General features: G+C 59.7%; 17 protein-coding genes. 5 read left to right on the forward strand and 12 right to left on the reverse strand.

Annotated elements, in window-relative coordinates; translation table 11 throughout:
* Window positions 1-21: 21 nt before the first annotated feature.
* Window positions 22-480, reverse strand: a complete 459-nt coding sequence (locus H9Q16_RS12475) for an Lrp/AsnC ligand binding domain-containing protein (RefSeq protein ID WP_191075759.1) — start codon at window positions 478-480, stop codon at window positions 22-24.
* Window positions 481-620: 140 nt separating this feature from the next.
* Here H9Q16_RS12475 and ald point away from each other — a divergent pair, with 140 nt between their 5' ends.
* Window positions 621-1739 carry an alanine dehydrogenase gene (gene ald / locus H9Q16_RS12480; protein WP_191075760.1) on the forward strand — a complete coding sequence of 373 codons (1119 nt, stop codon included), beginning with the start codon at window positions 621-623 and terminating at the stop codon, window positions 1737-1739.
* Window positions 1740-1764: 25 nt separating this feature from the next.
* Here ald and H9Q16_RS12485 read toward each other — a convergent pair whose 3' ends face one another.
* The gene (locus tag H9Q16_RS12485; protein ID WP_191075761.1) at window positions 1765-2181 is read right to left on the reverse strand and encodes a VOC family protein; all 417 of its coding nucleotides are present in this window, start codon (window positions 2179-2181) and stop codon (window positions 1765-1767) included.
* Window positions 2182-2513: 332 nt separating this feature from the next.
* A complete protein-coding gene (gene mscL, locus H9Q16_RS12490; RefSeq protein ID WP_191075762.1) occupies window positions 2514-2948 on the reverse strand; it encodes a large conductance mechanosensitive channel protein MscL in 435 nt (144 codons plus the stop codon).
* 148 nt (window positions 2949-3096) lie between these two features.
* Between mscL and H9Q16_RS12495 the strand changes: the two genes are divergently transcribed.
* Window positions 3097-3798 (forward strand): glutathione S-transferase family protein, encoded by a 702-nt coding sequence (locus H9Q16_RS12495; protein ID WP_191075763.1) that lies wholly within the window; start codon window positions 3097-3099, stop codon window positions 3796-3798.
* Here H9Q16_RS12495 and H9Q16_RS12500 read toward each other — a convergent pair.
* The 3 genes from H9Q16_RS12500 to H9Q16_RS12510 form a co-directional block, all read right to left on the reverse strand.
* A complete protein-coding gene (locus H9Q16_RS12500) occupies window positions 3795-5399 on the reverse strand; it encodes a GMC family oxidoreductase (protein WP_191075764.1) in 1605 nt (534 codons plus the stop codon). The genes H9Q16_RS12495 and H9Q16_RS12500 overlap by 4 nt on opposite strands.
* Before the next feature lie 65 nt (window positions 5400-5464).
* On the reverse strand, window positions 5465-5911 hold the full coding sequence (locus H9Q16_RS12505; protein WP_191075765.1) for a YtoQ family protein: 447 nt from the start codon (window positions 5909-5911) through the stop codon (window positions 5465-5467).
* A gap of 193 nt (window positions 5912-6104) precedes the next feature.
* Entirely contained in the window at window positions 6105-6737 is a 633-nt protein-coding gene (locus H9Q16_RS12510) for a class I SAM-dependent methyltransferase (protein ID WP_191075766.1), read from the reverse strand.
* Between the two features lie 84 nt (window positions 6738-6821).
* On the opposite strand from H9Q16_RS12510, the gene H9Q16_RS12515 reads away from it, so the two are divergent.
* A complete protein-coding gene (locus H9Q16_RS12515) occupies window positions 6822-7706 on the forward strand; it encodes a LysR family transcriptional regulator (RefSeq protein WP_191075767.1) in 885 nt (294 codons plus the stop codon).
* A gap of 15 nt (window positions 7707-7721) precedes the next feature.
* Here H9Q16_RS12515 and H9Q16_RS20645 read toward each other — a convergent pair whose 3' ends face one another.
* The 5 genes from H9Q16_RS20645 to pheS all read right to left on the reverse strand — a co-directional run bounded on the left by H9Q16_RS20645 (window position 7722) and on the right by pheS (window position 13412).
* A complete protein-coding gene (locus tag H9Q16_RS20645) occupies window positions 7722-8138 on the reverse strand; it encodes a GNAT family N-acetyltransferase (RefSeq protein WP_216859415.1) in 417 nt (138 codons plus the stop codon).
* Window positions 8139-8146: 8 nt separating this feature from the next.
* Window positions 8147-10546, reverse strand: coding sequence for a phenylalanine--tRNA ligase subunit beta (gene pheT, locus H9Q16_RS12525; RefSeq protein WP_191076790.1), 2400 nt, complete (start codon window positions 10544-10546; stop codon window positions 8147-8149).
* A 66-nt stretch (window positions 10547-10612) separates the two neighbouring features.
* Window positions 10613-11413 (reverse strand): CE1 family esterase, encoded by an 801-nt coding sequence (locus H9Q16_RS12530; protein ID WP_191075768.1) that lies wholly within the window; start codon window positions 11411-11413, stop codon window positions 10613-10615.
* A gap of 36 nt (window positions 11414-11449) precedes the next feature.
* Entirely contained in the window at window positions 11450-12217 is a 768-nt protein-coding gene (locus H9Q16_RS12535; RefSeq protein ID WP_191075769.1) for a type 1 glutamine amidotransferase, read from the reverse strand.
* Window positions 12218-12338: 121 nt separating this feature from the next.
* Entirely contained in the window at window positions 12339-13412 is a 1074-nt protein-coding gene (gene pheS, locus H9Q16_RS12540) for a phenylalanine--tRNA ligase subunit alpha (RefSeq protein WP_191075770.1), read from the reverse strand.
* Window positions 13413-13548: 136 nt separating this feature from the next.
* Between pheS and H9Q16_RS12545 the strand changes: the two genes are divergently transcribed.
* Window positions 13549-14712 carry a DUF2235 domain-containing protein gene (locus H9Q16_RS12545; protein ID WP_191075771.1) on the forward strand — a complete coding sequence of 388 codons (1164 nt, stop codon included), beginning with the start codon at window positions 13549-13551 and terminating at the stop codon, window positions 14710-14712.
* A 152-nt stretch (window positions 14713-14864) separates the two neighbouring features.
* Window positions 14865-16163 carry a hypothetical protein gene (locus H9Q16_RS12550; RefSeq protein ID WP_191075772.1) on the forward strand — a complete coding sequence of 433 codons (1299 nt, stop codon included), beginning with the start codon at window positions 14865-14867 and terminating at the stop codon, window positions 16161-16163.
* Window positions 16164-16178: 15 nt separating this feature from the next.
* Here the strand turns inward: H9Q16_RS12550 and H9Q16_RS12555 are convergent, their stop codons facing one another.
* Complete coding sequence (locus H9Q16_RS12555; RefSeq protein WP_191075773.1) at window positions 16179-17408, reverse strand: adenylate/guanylate cyclase domain-containing protein; 1230 nt, start codon at window positions 17406-17408, stop codon at window positions 16179-16181.
* Window positions 17409-17455 lie beyond the last annotated feature (47 nt).

Here is a 17455-nt window from a genome sequence, read left to right on the forward strand (position 1 = left end):
CGTTGCCCGGTGTCTAATCGGTTATACCGGCAGCGCGGTGGTCTTGCACACCGTGCGCAACGCAAAGCTGGATTGCATCTGCCCGACCCCGGGCAACCGCGCCAGATACTGCCGATGGATGCGGGCGAAATCCTCGGTGTCTTCGGCCACGACCTTGAGCAGATAGTCTGCCGTACCGGCCATCAGGTGGCATTCCAGTACGTCGGGGATGCGCGCCACCGACTTTTCAAAGGCATCCAGCACCTCGTCTGCCTGACCTTGCAGGGTAATCTCCACAAAGACGGTTGTTGGCACGCCCAGCTTGCGCGGATCAAGCAGCGCGACATAGTCGCGGATATAGCCTTCTTTCTCCATGCGCTGAACGCGGCGGTGGCACGCCGAGGGCGACAGATGCACATCCTCTGACAGGTCCGCATTGGACATCCGCCCATTGCGCTGCAAGGCCCGCAGAATGCGGCGATCAATCTCATCAAGGCTCACTCTGCGCACATCCTTTGCGTCTGAACTATATTTGACGCAAGTCTATCCCGCAATTGTGATGAATTGCCAAGTTCATTGATGGGACATTGCACGAAAAATTGCCTCATAATTAGGCAGAATAAAAACAAAGGATTCCCACCATGAAAATCGGCTGCCCCACTGAGATCAAACCACAGGAATTCCGGGTCGGCATGACCCCAAGCGCCACGCTGGAAGCGGTCAGAAGCGGACATGACGTGGTGATTCAGAAGGGGGCCGGAAACGGCGCTGGTTTCGACGATGCCGCCTATGAGGCTGCCGGGGCCACGATCCTTGATTCAGCAGAAGAGGTTTTTGCCACCTCAGACATGATCGTCAAAGTGAAAGAGCCACAAGCCGGCGAACGCAAGATGCTGCGCGAAGGTCAGGTGCTCTTTACCTACCTGCACCTGGCCCCCGATCCGGAACAGACCAAGGATTTGATCGCATCCGGGGCAACCTGCATTGCGTATGAAACCGTGACGGATCGCAACGGTGGTCTGCCGCTCCTTGCCCCGATGTCCGAAGTCGCGGGCCGCCTTGCCCCTCAGGTCGGGGCATGGACATTGCAAAAGGCGAACGGCGGTCGTGGCGTATTGATGGGCGGCGTGCCAGGTGTGGGACCGGCCCGCGTGCTGGTCATCGGTGGCGGCGTTGTCGGCACCCATGCGGCGCGTATCGCCGCTGGTATGGGCGCGGATGTGACCGTGATGGACCGCTCGCTGCCCCGGATGCGCTATCTGGATGATGCCTTTGCCGGTGTGTTCAAAACATCCTACGCATCGGCCCAGAACACCATTGAACTGGCGCGGCATGCGGACATGATCGTGGGTGCTGTCCTGATCCCCGGTGCTGAGGCGCCCAAGCTCATTTCAAAGGCGCAACTAAGCGAGTTGAAACCTGGCGCCGCTTTGGTGGACGTGGCAATTGATCAAGGCGGGTGCTTTGAGACCTCCAAGGCAACCACGCATCAGGACCCGATCTATGAGGTTGATGGCGTGATGCACTATTGCGTGGCGAATATGCCGGGTGCGGTGGCGCGCACGTCGACCATTGCGCTGGGGAATGCGACAATGCCCTTCATGCTGGATCTTGCAAACAAGGGCTGGCGCGACGCCTGTGCCGACGATGAACATCTGCTTGCGGGCCTGAACGTCCACGCAGGCAAGCTAACCTACCACGCAGTAGGCAAGGCGCTGGGGATCGACGTCCTGTCACCGCGGTTGGCGCTGAAAGAGTAGAGGCACCCATCGGACGGGGATTGGCTCAATCGTCTCGCCCGGGCTCGTCCAAGTCGTCGGAAAACAGCGCAATCTTGTTCCCTTGGGGATCACGAAGATAGGCCACATAAAAGTGTGCCCCGTAGTCAGCGCGAAATCCCGGTTGCCCTTCGTCCTGCCCCCCGGCGGCAAGTGCGGCCGCATGAAGTGTACGAACCTGATGCTGCGTGCGTGCCTGAAACGCGGTCATTGCTCCGTTGCCAGCCGATGCCATTTGCCCGTCAAAGGGCGGTTTGACGTAGAATGCGGGCAAGACGGGTCGCTGCCCCGCCGGTTCGGGAAGCTCATAGCTAAGACCCTCCGAACCCTCCTCAAGCGTGTAGCCGAGATCAGGCAGAAACGCCGAATAAAAGCGTTTCGCCTGCGGGATATCGTCGGCGCCGACGGTGACATAGCTGATCATATTGTGGGTCCAATATCAGAGAATGAGTTAAGCTTTGCGCAGTGTATCCGCTGCGACCCTCGGGCCAAATACTAAGCAGCCTAAATGCCTAGCAAGACAAGAAAATCGAATACCGTCTTTGGCCTTCAATCGACCACCCCAAGCTGGAGGGCTATATTTCAGTGGGTGCATGGGTCACGTTCCCTTTCTGTTGCGTCACGTCAGCTTGGACTGCGCACCAAGCCGCTTCAGCCCTTTGTGCGCCTCATGTCTGCGCACAATTGATCGGCAGGGAGCCGATCCAAAAAAAGGCCCGCGAAACGCGGGCCTGCAACAACCAAATAGCCGGCCTCTTAACCGCTCTTGGCAAGCTGGTCTCGGATTTCCAGCAAAACATCCAGCTCTGACGGTCCGGTTTCGACCTCTTCGGCGACCTCATCAGGTTTTGTGGCCGCAGCCTTCACCTTATTGACGTAGCGCACCAGCATGAACACCACGAAAGCGATGATCAGGAAATTGATGACCGCCATGATAAAGGCGCCGTAGGCAAAGACAGACGCGCCGGCCTCGCGGGCAGCTTCCAGTGACGCACCCGCAGGCACATCGCCCGCCAGCACAGCGTAGTTGTTGGTGAAATCAAGCCCACCAGTGAAAAGCCCGATCAGCGGGTTGATCAAATCGGCCACCATCGACGATACGATCGCGGTAAAGGCAGCACCAATGATGATACCCACGGCCATGTCCATGACATTGCCCTTGGCAATGAAATCCTTGAATTCGTTAAGCATTCTTCTTCCCTTTTTTCCTTTCGGTACCACCTCTGCGAGCCGGGTCGTTCGGTGATGCACATTAGTTAACATATTCTTGCACGTTATCACTGCTGTTTTTGCGGGGAAAAAACCCTACCTAAGTCTCACAATTCAATTGGAGCAATTAATGGCCGATCTATCCGCATTCCCCATCGCCAAACGGTGGCCCGCCAAAAACCCAAATATCCTGCAGCTCTATTCCTTCCCCACGCCCAATGGGGTGAAAGCCTCTATCGCGCTAGAAGAAATGGGCCTGCCTTACGAAGCACACAAGGTGACATTGGCGGATGAGGATGTGAAAAGCCCGGAATTTCTTTCGCTGAACCCCAACAACAAAATCCCCGCGATCATTGACCCCAATGGCCCTGACGGTGCACCCATCGGGCTTTTCGAATCCGGTGCCATTCTGATCTATCTGGCAGATAAATCGGGCAAGCTGATCGGTGACAGCGCGACAGAGCGGGCGCACATCATCCAGTGGCTGATGTTCCAGATGGGTGGCCTTGGGCCCATGCTGGGTCAGCTTGGGTTCTTCTACAAATTTGCAGGGTCGCAATGGGGTGACGACCGCCCAAAGCAACGGTACATCGACGAGGCAAAGCGCCTGTTGAAGGTGCTGAACCTTGAACTGGCGGGCAAGGACTGGATCGCCGGGGCGAACTATTCCATTGCCGATATCGCCATCGCCCCCTGGTTGGGCGCGCTGGAATTCTACGGCGCGAAAGAGGCCGTGGGTTGGGAAGATAACGGCAACCTTGTGGCCTATCTGGATCGCTTTCTTGAGCGCCCTGCCGTGCAGGTCGGTCGCAACACGCCCCCTCGGGGCTAGGCGCGCCGCATCCCCTCGGCGATCTTTTCGGCCATCATAATCGTCGGCGCGTTGGTGTTGCCGCCAATCAGGCGCGGCATCAGCGACGCATCGACCACACGCAGACCGGCGATCCCCCGCACCCGCCCGGCGGGGTCAGTGACAGCCATGTCATCAACGCCCATTTTGCAGGTGCCAACCGGGTGATAGATGGTGTCGGCACGGTTTCGGATATCCGCCTCAAGAGCTGCGTCGCTTCCGTCGTGTGCATAGAGCTTTTGGCCGCGCCATGGTGCCAAAGGCGGCGCGTCGAGAATCGTTTCCATCGCGCGGGCACCTTTCATCAGCACCGCCAGATCACGCGGATCGCTCAGATAGTCCGGGTCAATACGCGGCGGCTTGCGCGGGTCATCGCTTTGCAACCCGACGCTGCCCCGACTGTGCGGGCGCAACACGCAAACGTGGCAGGAATACCCAAAGCGGAAATGGATCTTGCGCATGTGCTGATCAACAATGCCAACAACGAAATGCAATTGCAGATCAGGGCGCGGCTGGTCACGATCCGATCGCAGGAACGCCCCGCCTTCTGCAAAAGGTGTGGCGAACAGGCCGCTGCCATCGCGCCGCCACTGCAACCCGGCCTGCGCCAGTTGAAAAATGCCGCGCGGGCCAAGACCGATAACGTCATTGCGTTTAGACCGATAGCTTAGAATGTAATCCAGATGGTCCTGCAGGTTTTGCCCCACCCCGGGCAATTCATGCACAACGTCTATCCCATGGGCCGCCAGTTCATCCCGCGGTCCGATCCCGGACAGCAACAGTAGCTGGGGCGATCCAAAAGCCCCCGCAGACAAGATCACTTCAAGCCGCGCCGTGATAATCTGACGCTTGCCTGCCCGGTCAATTTCCAGCCCGGTTGCGCGCCCCTCGTCGGTGACAACCCGGCGCGCGTTCGTCTTGTTCAGTATCGTCAGATTGGCGCGCGCCTGTACGTCAGGCGGCAGATAGGCTGCAGCCGCAGAACATCGCTGCCCAGCCTGTGCACCTTGGGAAAACTGCGTGACCTGATAAAGACCTGCCCCTTCCTGCACAGGCCCGTTGAAATCATGCCGCTCGGGGATTTGTTGCTGTTGGGCTGCTTTAAGAAACGCATGTGTGATCGCCCGGGGCTCTGACTGGTCGCGCACGCGTAGCGGACCATCGGCAGCATGCAAATCGTCTGCCCCACGGGCATTGCCCTCTGATTTCTTGAAGTAGGGCAGAACGCTTTCCCAATCCCAGCCATCACAGCCCAGTTCGGCCCATTCGTCATAATCCGCCCTGTGCCCACGCACATAAAGCATGGCGTTTATTGCGCTTGAACCGCCCAGTGCCTTGCCGCGCGGCTGGAACCCGCGCCTGCCGTTCAATCCCTTTTGGGGTTCGGTGTGAAAGGCCCAGTTGTTGATCTTGGGTCTGCCGGAAACCATGCCGGCCACAAGCGCAGGTGCCCGCACAAAAAGACCCTGCCCCTTGCCCCCCGCCTCAACCAGACAGACCGACACATCCGGATCCTCGCTCAGGCGTGCGGCCATCACACAGCCTGCCGAACCTCCTCCGGCAATGACATAGTCGAATTCCATGGCGCATCCCCCGTTATCGCGCTCAGGCTAAAGGGGGCCCCTGTCCGGGGAAAGGGTGAACTGCCTCAGGGCAGTTCACCGCTCAGCACGTAACGCAGGATATCAACCACCTGTGCGGGTTCTTGCGCGACGGCAAGGGCTGCTGCATCCACTTCCTTGAGCGCATGGGCATGATCGGGTCCGTGCAGGATAATCAGCGACTTGCCCAATGCGGCCGCATAGCCCGCGTCAAAGGCCGCGTTCCACTGTTTGTACTGTTCCCCGAACCGCACCACGACGATATCGGCATCCGAAATGCCCTTGCGCGTGCGGATCGCGTTCATCTGCGCACCTTTGCGATCATGCCAGAACTTGTCCGCCTCAGCCCCCAGAATGGCCACACCACAATCATCGCTTGCCGCATGGTCGGTCACCGGGCCGCTGAAAGATACATCCAGCCCGGACGCGCCGTTTGTGATCTGTTCCCGCCAGTCGGTGTGGATTTCGCCGGATAGATAAACGCGCAATGTCATTGTGATCTCCTCTTTGGTCGGGATGTGGGCCGCACACAGGCGGGGACACCCCCGCCCGTTTCTCTTATCAAAGCGCCAGCCGCCAGAACAGCGGCTCTGCGAACTTGCTCAGATGCGCCAGTTGTCGGTGCCCCGGATGTTCGTCAGCGTGGCCCCCCGCCTCGTTCCGGCGCGGCCAGTCTGACAGAACCTCTCACCGCTTTCGCGCAACCACATAGCGAGAGATCGCAGGAAAGTTGCCGGATTCCACAATATCAAACCCGGCATCAGTGATCATCTTGTCTACCTCTGCGTGGGTCATGTACTGAACCGTCGACGGCGCTTTGCCAAACAGGGTCATCACCGGAATCATCGCCCGAAAGATAAACCGTTTGAACCCCACCGAAGGGTCGCCGATACAAGGCGTCTTTGTGATCAGGAAACCGCCCTTTGGCAATTGCTGGTGGATGTCGCGCAATACCGCTTTGGGGTTGGCCAGCAAATGCAGAATGTTAAACCCAAGCACCGCGTCGAACGGACCCGGCAGGCGTGCCGCCTCTTCGGCGGATATCGCGCTGAATATCGCATTGCGCACCCCGGCTTCGGCCTGCCGTTCCGCCGCGACTTCAAGCATCGCGGGGGAAATGTCCGTCCCTTCTATGGCGCCAACACCCGGGGCAATCAGCAAAGCGGTTGAACCTGTCCCGCAGCCAATTTCAAGCACCCTGTCCTCAGATCCCAGATAGCTTTGTGTGCGGCCTAGGGTGTATTCATATGCCGCCTGATCCTTGATCGGATCTTGGGCGTATTTGGGTGCGATGCGGTCCCAGAATTTTGCTTCAGTCATGTTAATCTCCTTTCGCCGATCATGTAACAGCGTATGCTTGCCTGCGTAATTGACGAAATTTGCAGCGGTATTATACAATAATGTATGATTAACGCTCTCTCTCGCCTCGATTGGAACCATTTGCGTAGTTTCCTGGCAACCGCAGAAACAGCCTCACTTTCTGCTGCTGCAAGAACACTGGGGCTGACACAACCCACTCTCAGCCGCCAGGTTGCCGCGTTGGAAGCTGACCTGTCAGTGATGCTTTTTGAACGAACCGGGCGGCGGTTGATCCTGACCGATGCGGGTCAAGAACTGCTGACCCATGTGCGCAAGATGGGGGAAGCGGCAGAAAAGACGGCGCTGGTCGCGGATGGTCAGCGTTCTGACATCACTGGGCAAGTGCGGATCACCGCGAGCGACATTACCTCTGCAGTCCGGATGCCGGCAATTACGGAACGTATTCTTAGCCTCGCCCCTCAGCTTTCTATCGAACTGGTCGCGACCAATGACATTTCCGATCTGATGCGGCGCGAGGCGGATATCGCGATCCGCCATGTGCGCCCTGATCAGCCTGATCTGGTGGCCCGACTGGTGCGAGAGGCCAGCGGGCATTTCTACGCCGCCAAAAGCCTGCTTGCGCGGGTGGGGCACCCGCGCACAAAGGCCGATCTGGCGCGGATGGATTGGGTGTCATTCGGCGATACGGGCCGGATGATCGACTATATGGTTGATTTGGATATTCCAGTATCTGCAGACGCGTTTCGCGTGGGCTCGGAAAACGGGATCGTGGCGTGGGAGTTGGCCCGCGCCGGGCTCGGGGTGTGCCCGATGGATGATGATGTCGCCGCACGTGCCCCTGACATGGAACGTGTGCTGCCTGATGTGCTTGTCACATTCCCGGTCTGGCTGGTCACACACCGCGAAATTCATACCAGCCCCAGGATCCGGCTGGTGTTCGACTTGCTGGCCGAAGCCTTGGCGGCGTGACCTCAACCACCCCGTTCAAAGCACGCGCTGCATCATGACCTTATTGCCCTCGCGACCCGTCTCGGACCACCCCAGCCGCGCGTAATAGGCCAGGTTTTGCGGCATTCCAGAATGGGTCGCCAGATTGACCATCTCAACGCCATTCTCTTTGAGATGCGCGATGGCGGTCTCGATCAATCGGGTCCCGATGCCCTGACCCGCGCGCTCAGGAGAAACCGCGACGTTCCGAAGATGCCCAACGCTGCCTTGATGTGACACGATGATGCCACCAGTCAGCACTCTGTCAACCTCACAAACCCAGACACGCCCGGAAGCGATGTCTTCTGGCACACCCCCAGAAACATCCGGCAGGTCAAGATGCGCAAAGGGGGCATAGGCTGCGTCAATGCACGCGGTCAGCCCGACCGCATCGCCGGGCACGGCACGGCGCACGCCGCCTGTCACCCGCGCAGCACGCCACCAGTCGCCTTGGTGACTTTCTCGATGACCTTGGCGCCCACGGCTTCAATATCCGCGTCCTTCAGCGTTGTTTCAGAGGGCTGTATCCGCACAGTGATCGCCAAAGATTTCTTGCCTTCACCCAGGCTGCCGCCGATGAATTCATCAAAGACACGTACCTCTTCGATCAAAGCCTTGTCCGCGCCGATGGCGGCGTTAACCAGCGTCAGCGCCTCTACTTCTGCATCCACCACAAAGGCAAAATCCCGCTCGACCGCCTGCAGATCGTTGATCTGAAGCGCTGCGCGCGTGGCCCCGGCCTTGCGCGGCAAGGGGACCTCTTCAGGCCAGAGGACAAAGGCCATCGCCGGCCCTTTGACGTCAAGAGCAGTCAGCACGCGCGGATGCACCTCGCCATAGATGCCCAATACCTTCTTTGGGCCCAGGCAAATCATTCCATGCCGTCCGGGGTGCCAGTGATCCGGCCCGCCCCTTATGATCTGTGTGCGCGCAGGCGCACCCATTGCGGCCAGCACGGCCTCTGCATCAGCCTTGGCGTCATAGACGTCGACGGGGCGCGACGCGCCGTGCACGTCTTTGGGGCCGGTGCGGCCAACGATCAGACCGGCAACCTGAGTGCGCTGTTCCCCCGGCTCGCCGCCATCAAAGGCTGGGCCAACCTCAAACAGGGCCAAATCCGCATACCCGCGCGCCTGATTGCGCGCTGCTGCCTGCAGCAAACCGGGAAGCAAGGAAGGCCGCATGTGGCTCATATCGCTGGAAATGGGGTTTTCCAGCATGGTCGCATCGTCACCTCCGCCAAAGAGGGTTGCCGCCGCCTTGTCGATGAAACTGTAGCTCACGCATTCGTTGTACCCAAGCGCGGCACAGGTCCGCCGCGCTGCGGTCTGGCGTCGTTGCGCAGGCGACAGGATCGGGCGTGGCACGCCGGATGTGAGGCGCGGCAGGGGCCGTCCTTCAAGCTGTGTCAGCGACGCAATGCGTGCCACCTCTTCCACCAGATCGGCCTCGCCCTGCACGTCGGGTCGCCAGCTGGGCACATGGGCCATATTGCCCTCAAGGCGGAACCCGAGCGCCACCAGTGTCTGCCGCTGAACACTTTCCGGGATGGTCATTCCCACAAGCGACTGCACCCGCGCCGCGTCCAGCTTGTAGGCACGCGATGTGTCAGGAATTTTCCCCGCAACCACGACTTCGGAGGCCTCACCGCCTGCGTGTTCCAGGATCATATGCGTGGCGTGTTCGATTCCGTATGGTGTCCATTCAGGGTCGATCCCCCGCTCAAAGCGATACCGTGCGTCCGAATTGATCTTGAGCGCACGGCCAGTATAGGCGGTGCGCACGGTATCGAAATACGCAGCTTCGATGAACACATTCGTGGTCTCAGCCGTGCAGCCAGAGTACATTCCGCCCATGACGCCACCAATGCTCTCGACACCTTCCACGTCCGAGATCAGCGTCATCCCTTCAGCAAAGGTATATTCCTTCTCATCCAGTGCCATCATTGTCTCACCACCCTTAGCGCGGTGAACACGCAGGGCGTTGCCCGCAATCTTGTCCGCATCAAAGACATGCAGTGGGCGGTTGCGGTCGTAAGTGAAGAAGTTTGTCACATCCACAAGGAACGATATGGGCCGCAGGCCAATGGCGCGCAGCTTGTCCTGCAACCATTCCGGCGACGGGCCATTGGTCACACCGCGGATGACCCGGCCGAAGAACACCGGGCATTGATCCCGCGTATCGGCGTCGATCGTGACGCTGACCGGGCAGGGAAACTGCCCTTCAACTGCGTCCACAGTGCGCTTCTTGAGCTTGCCAAGCCCCCGCGCCGCCAGATCTCGCGCAATCCCGCGAACGCCCAGCGCATCGGGGCGGTTGGGGGTGATCGCGATCTCGATCACCGGATCGACTTTGGCGGGATCATTTTCGGCAAGCCAATCTACGAAACTGTCTCCGACCTCGCCCGAGGGCAGTTCGATGATCCCGTCGTGTTCTTCGCTCAGTTCCATCTCGCGCTCTGACGCCATCATGCCAAAGCTTTCGATCCCGCGGATCTTGCCGACCCCGATGGTGGTGTCGATGCCCGGCACATAGACGCCTGGCTTGGCCACGACCACGGTGATCCCCTCGCGGGCGTTGGGCGCGCCACAGATGATCTGCTTGAGACCCTCATCCGTTTCGACCTGGCACACCCGCAGACGATCTGCATCCGGGTGCTTTTCAGCCGATTTGACGTAGCCGATGGTAAAATCGCGTAACTTCGCCCCGCGATCCTCGACGCCCTCAACTTCCAACCCAAGGTCGGTGAGGGCATAGGTGATCTCGTCCACCGAAGCGGTGGTATCCAGATGCTCTTTGAGCCAGGACAGGGTGAATTTCATCGCGGAAACCTCGTGCGTCTGTTCAGCGCTGTCGGTATCCGCAAACGGCCGCAGTTTCAACACCGGCTAGGGGTACGTCGGTACCCGCCCCATCAGTTGATCCAACTGCCATCCGATCCAGCCGTGCGGGATGAAATGCCCGCCGGGATGCAGATCCAGCGTCACTTTGCGCCCATTGGCACAATCGTCCCAGACGCGACGATCCAGTGTCAACCAGTCCACGGCCTGCCAAGCGCCTTTCCTTTGCGCGTTTCCGCAATCCAGAAGATCCAGCCACATATCCACCGGCCGCGTCTCATTCTGGTCTGGCCCAAAGGGCAGTCGCATTACCGTATCATTGAACCCATAAACCTGGCGAACCTCACGCGGGGCCTGCGGGCAATCCTCTGCACGGATGGTCCCTGAAATCGCCAGCAGGGCGGTCACATCATTGCCGTTCTGACAGACATATCGCCATGCCATCGCTGATCCGTAGGAATAGCCCGACACATACAGACGTGCGCGATCAATGGGATAGCGCTTGGCCACGTCTTCGATGACCGCTGCCGCAAAGGGCACATCATCCGTCCCCGCATCCCAGAAATCCCAGGTCCGCCCCTGCCCATTTGGCGCGATCAGCAGGACACCCCGGCGGCGCGTATGGCCCGAAATACGTTGATGCTTCACAATCAGACCGCCTTGCCGCTGCCATCCGTGAAAGTGCAGCAGGACGGGCATCGGGGTTGTACCATCCCAATCGTCCGGCAATCTGACGTGATAGGATCGGTCGCCCAGCCGGCAGGCTACCTCCAGTCCACAGTCCTGCGCCTGTCCTGTGTGTGGCAGGACCGTGAAAAACATCAAAGCGAGCAGAATGCGTGAAATCATCGCCAAGACCTGGCGCAGGACGCGCGCGATGTCACCTCACAAAGCCGCCAGCCAGTTTCGCAGTTCGGTCAGACGCACCTCCGGGCGCAGATCGCCCGGGCGAATGTTCAGACGCGCCGCTGCCGCTGGGTCCTCATCGGCCTGTTGCAGGTCGCGCGCCTGATCGGCAGGCCAGCGACCGTCATCCACCATGCGTCCGATGTAATCAGCATCGAATTCCGGATGATACTGCACCCCCCAGAATTTGATCCCATCCTTTTCATAGGCAAAGGCCTGCACCTGCGAATGCGCATTTCCGGCCAGCAAAACGGCGCCGTCCGGCAGACGGACAACTTCGTCCCTGTGCACGCATGGCACCGCAAAGCCATCCTCGCGACCCTTCAGGAACGGATGCGCGCGCCCTGCTTCGGTCAGTGTCACTTCCCGCGCCAGCCCGTCCTCGCGCCCCAAGGGAGAGGCCTGCGAACTGCCCCCCAGAACGCTGGCCGCCAGTTGCATCCCGTTGCACGAGCCCAGCGTCGGCAGCCCCATGTCGAAAACGCGCCGCATCACGGCGGCCAGCGGCGCTGCACGTGCGTCATCCGTGCTCCACGCAACGCCCGAGCCGGTGAAAACGACGCCGTCAAAGCCGTCCAGTGGGGGGACTTCATCACCATCGTATGGGGCCACGATTGTCGTCTTCACATCATCCTGACACGCCCGGAGCGCATTGGCATAGCCCGCGCCGGTGGTCGGGTCGCCATTGGCAAGGTTGCCCGCGTTCTTTTCTGCGGTGTCAGAGTCGATGATGAGAATATGGGTCATGGCAAGGCCTGCAGGGTGGGCGACCCGCTCACCATACGAATTAGGTCGCACTGCGCAATGGGGTTAAAGGCAAGCTGCAGACGCTGCGTATTGCGCCGACCATGCCTGCCTCTACCGTAACTTACCTGCTCAACCCGCCATGCAGGTTCGGCTGATCAAGCGCTGCAAAGCCATAGTGCCGTAGCCAGCGCAGGTCTGAATCAAAGAATGCCCGCAAGTCCGGCACGCCGTATTTCAGCATCGCAATCCGGTCGATCCCCATGCCAAAGGCAAAGCCCTGCCACTGATCTGGATCAACTCCGCCAGCGCGCAGGACGTTGGGGTGCACCATGCCGGACCCCAGAACCTCCAGCCAATCATCGCCCTCGCCGATCCGCAGCTGACCATCAATCCACGAACACTGGATATCGACCTCTGCCGAGGGCTCCGTGAACGGAAAGTGCGACGCGCGGAACCGGGTCTTGATGCCGTCAATCTCGAAGAATGCTGCAAAAAATTCCTCCAGCACCCACTTCAGGTTCGCCATCGAGATGTCCTTGTCGATGGCCAGCCCCTCGACCTGATGGAACATCGGCGTGTGTGTCTGGTCATAGTCAGCGCGGTAGACACCGCCGGGACAGATGATGCGCAACGGCGCGCCTTCTGCCTCCATCGTGCGGATTTGAACCGGGCTGGTATGGGTACGCAGCACATGCGGCGGCCGATTGTCGCCTTCGGCGCGATGCATATAAAACGTGTCCATCTCCGCGCGTGCGGGATGGTGACCGGGGATGTTCAACGCATCAAAGTTGTACCAATCGGTATCAATCCGTGGCCCTTCGGCCACGGAAAATCCCATCTCGGCAAAGATTGCGGTCAATTCCTCGGTTACCTGCGAAACGGGATGTATCGTCCCCTGGCCACGTGTCCGCGATGGCAACGTCACATCCAGCCATTCAGACCGCAGCCGTTCGTCCAGCGCTGCATCACCGAGGGCAGCCTTTTTGGCCGCAAGTGCGGAGTTGATTTCGTCCTTCAGCGCATTCAGCGCCGGGCCCGCAACCTGCCGCTCTTCGGGCGTCATCTTGCCCAGCTCGCGCATCTTGAGCGCGACCTCACCCTTTTTTCCCACCGCGGTGACGCGGATCGTCTCCAACGCGGCCTCATCGGCGGCATCGGCAATCTGCGTCAGGTATTTTTGCTTGAGATCGTCCATAGCGGCCTCGATATTTCAGTTCGCTGCCGTGCTACCAGAACCGGGGCCAGATACAAGAGTGGGGTCAGGATATCCCCCATTGCCAGATGCTGCACGCTATGGTGGAATTGCCGCATGTTTTAGCAAGGAACAGGCCATGCCCAAGGATATTGTGATCCTGCTGGACGGGACATCGAATGAAATCGGCGCGCGGCGATCTAACATCCTGCGCCTCTATGGCACGCTGCAAAAGCTGGAAGATCAGGTGGTCTATTATGACCCCGGCGTTGGCACATTCGGCGCAGAAAACGCGTGGAGCCGGACATGGCGCAAGACCGTCGAGGTCTGGGGCATGGCAACCGGTTGGGGGCTGGATGCAAACGTCAAGGAAGCCTACCGCTTTCTGGTCGAGAACTACGAGATCGATGTCAACGGGACGCCTGACCGCATCCACATCTTTGGCTTTTCGCGCGGGGCGTATTGCGCGCGCATCCTTGCGGGGTTCCTGCATGCGTTCGGCATGATGGAAAAGCGCAACCTGAACCTGCTGGACTATGCCTATCGCGCCTACAAACGGATCGGGGAGGACGACCGCAAGGAAGCCTTCGAAGAATTACGCCTTCATGAACGCATGATGCAGCCGCACCGCCCCGTGATCCGGTTTCTGGGGCTCTTTGATACAGTATCTTCCGTTATTGAAAGCGGCAAAGGCCTGCCGCGTATCCGCAACAAGGCGCATACCGCGCGCAACCCATCGGTGCAGATCGTGCGCCATGCGGTCGCCATCGATGAACGCCGTACGATGTTTCGCCCGCAGCTTTGGCCCGAGGGGCAAACCTTCGAACCCAACCGCTTTAACAAGGCCGGCGAAAAACCACAGGATGCACGCGAGGTTTGGTTCAGCGGCGTGCACGGCGACGTCGGCGGGGGCTATCCCGAGGCGAAATCCGCGCTGGCCAAGTTGCCCCTGGCATGGCTTATCGATCAGGCGCGCGAGGCAGGGCTCAGGTTCAATCAAAAACTGATCGACCGGCTGGTATTGGGCGCGGATGACAAATACGTCAAACCCGATCCGACCGCCAAGGTTCAGGATTCGATGTCGTTTGGCTGGAAGCTGCTCGAATTCGTGCCGCGTTCGAAACCCAGTGGATCGCGCCGCGCCAGTCTGGCCGGGTTCAGCCTGCCCCTGATGGAGCCGCGCCACATTCCCGAAGGCGCGCGCATCCACCGCTCTGTCGTGGACCGGATTGAGGGGCTCAAAAAGCCCCTTCCGAACCTGCCCGCATCCTACAGCGTGGAAGGGGAGCCAGAGGGGGTGTAGCACGCCGAAACCCCTTTATGGACCAAAGGTTTCGACCTAACAGGCGCCGCATAGCCGCCTCCGAAGGCCGCGCAATTACCGCGACCAAGCCCCATTTGCGCCCCTTTCGTACCGCACGTTAGGCGCGAATACTGGCAACCATAGGTCGTTTCATGCAAGCTATCGTGTACCGCTATCAAAGCATCTTCCCGCGCCTACCGTACCCGGTTCGGGTGGCTTTGAACTTCGTGATGATGCTTTTCATCGTACCGACAACCATCGTGCGTATGGTCCGCGATCACTTCAAATACCCTGATCCGGTCTTGGCCATCAGCGAAGCGCAGCTTGACGCACAACTGAGCCTTGAAGTGGTCGATGATGCACTCGATCCGCTGGCGGCCCTTGAGGAACATGCACACATGCTGTCCCGGGAAGGCCGCTGGGCAGACCTGACGAAACTGATGGCCAGCTTTGACAGGCGCCGTGCGACGTTTGGCGCAAGCCGCCTTACCGCTGTCACAGCGCTTGGTGCGCGCGGTGATCACCTTCAAGAGATGACCGAATTCGAAGACTGCGCCGCCATGCAGATCAGCGACATCGACGACGCGGAACTGCTGCGCCTCGAAACCGCCTTTGCGGGCCGCAAGGATGATCCCTACCTCGCCGGTATTCTGGCCCGTGCGCATCTCGACATGGCCTGGGCGCTGCGCGGCGGGGACTTCGCCGATGCCGTGACCGACGCAGGCTGGGACGGCTATGCCAAGCACATCTCCCGCGCCGAAAAGATCATGGAACCCTTTGACGCCCTTACACTGGACAGCGCCTTTGTCGCAGCCACCAAACATCTGATCGCCCCCAACCTTGAAGATGCTGAACGCGCGCTGAAAGACACCTACGACACATACAGCACACTGGACCCCTTGAACTGGGACATCATGGGGCAATATGCCTTCCACCTGCTGCCGCGTTGGTACGGCGACTATGCCCAGATCGAAGTTGCCGCCCGCAAGGCCATCGCCGCCAGCGAAACAGAGGCAGGCACAGCGGCCTATGCCGCCTTTTACATGGGTATTCTGCACCGTGACGAACATGCGATCCACATGGTTGACCCGGAACTGTTTGAACAAGCCTTGCGCGATATGATCGACTATAGCGACCGCGACCCGATCGAGATTAACCGGATCCTCGACTATTGTCTCGGCGCCTTCGCGCACAGCTTTGGCGCTTTCCCGCGCGAGGGCGAGGATGAGATCAACGATATCCGCATGCAAATGCGGGACATCCCGAACAGACTGATCCGCGACTACTTTGACGCCCACCTGCCGCAGGTCTGGTCACTGGAAACCCGTCATGTACGTCAAGCTGTCGGCCTGGCCTACAACGAAGAGCTTGAAACAGGCGCGCAGATCACCCTGACCCGCGAGGGCCCCCGGATCGAGATGCCGCAAGAGCCACAGCCGCAAACAGAATAGGGCTTGTCCAAAGCGTCAGGCGCGGGGCCCGTCCAGCCACCAAGTCTTAACGATGCCCACGCCCTTGATCTCAACCGGCCCACGTTCGGTGAATGCGAACGCGTCCTGCAGCAGCAACCGCGTCGGTTCCGTCACCTGTATGCGCCCCGGTTCCCCGTGGCTTTCCATCCGGCTGGCGGTGTTCACTGTGTCGCCCCAGACGTCATAAAACACCTTGGAGGTCCCGATCACACCTGCAATGGCCGGACCCGAATGGATACCGATACGCAGATCGACAGGCTCGCCCAACTCTTCCGAAAGCCGCACCACCTCGGCCTGCATCGCCAGCGCCATATCCGCGATGACCGCCGCGTGATCCTCCCGCGCGACCGGTAGACCGGCTGCAACCATATAGGCGTCGCCGATGGTCTTGATCTTCTCCAGCCCCCGCTCCGCCGTCAGCACATCGAACGCCGAAAAGATGCGGTTGAGCCAGCCGATCAGTTCTTCCGGCGGCATCCGGGCCGAGCGCGGCGTGAAATCCACGATATCGGCAAACAGCAGCGTCACCGCAGGCAACCCGTCCGCGATCACCTCGCCGGGCCGGTCCTTGAGGCGGGCCGCGATGTTGTCAGGCAACAGATTCTGCAACAGCGCCTCAGAGCGCGCATGCTCAGCAGCAAGGGCCGCCTCGGCTTCGGTTACTTTCCGCGACATCGAATAGAGGATCACGAATATTTGCAGAGACATAACCGTGAGCGTGCTGAAAAACACGATCCTGTTGAAGGTCTCGCCAACGTCCAACAGGCCAGACGGGTTCGGAAACAGCAGGTACGAGGCCGCAATCGCAGAAAAGACAAGGCTGACCAAAAGGACCATCTGCCCGCGCGTGAGCGAGGCCTGTTGCAGCGCAAGGGAAAGAAGCCCATGCAGCATGAAAAGGTACAGGCCAGAGGATGCCCCTGTCAGATAGGTGGCTGTCACGAAACAGGTTATGAAGACCGACCCGATCAGGAACAGCGCCGAAAATGGCTGCATGCGCGCGATGATACGGGGAGCCAGCACGTTTAACATGACCGGCGCAACAACGAACCCAAGCAATGTGGCCCCAGCCAGAAAATAGGCGATTACATAGGGTATGGTAGCGATGCCGCCCATCAGAGTGGCCAGGTTGAAAGCATAGCGCCCTGACCGTTCGTGTTCCGGCAAGGCGTCAAGACCGTACTCCGCTTCCGCGAAAAACCACTTCTTAATTGTTTCTAACAAATCCGGCCCACCCAATGCGCTCCACTGCAACGACTTGCGGGCAAACT

Source organism: Sulfitobacter aestuariivivens (genome assembly GCF_014763045.1).
GTDB classification, from domain to species: domain Bacteria; phylum Pseudomonadota; class Alphaproteobacteria; order Rhodobacterales; family Rhodobacteraceae; genus Sulfitobacter; species Sulfitobacter aestuariivivens.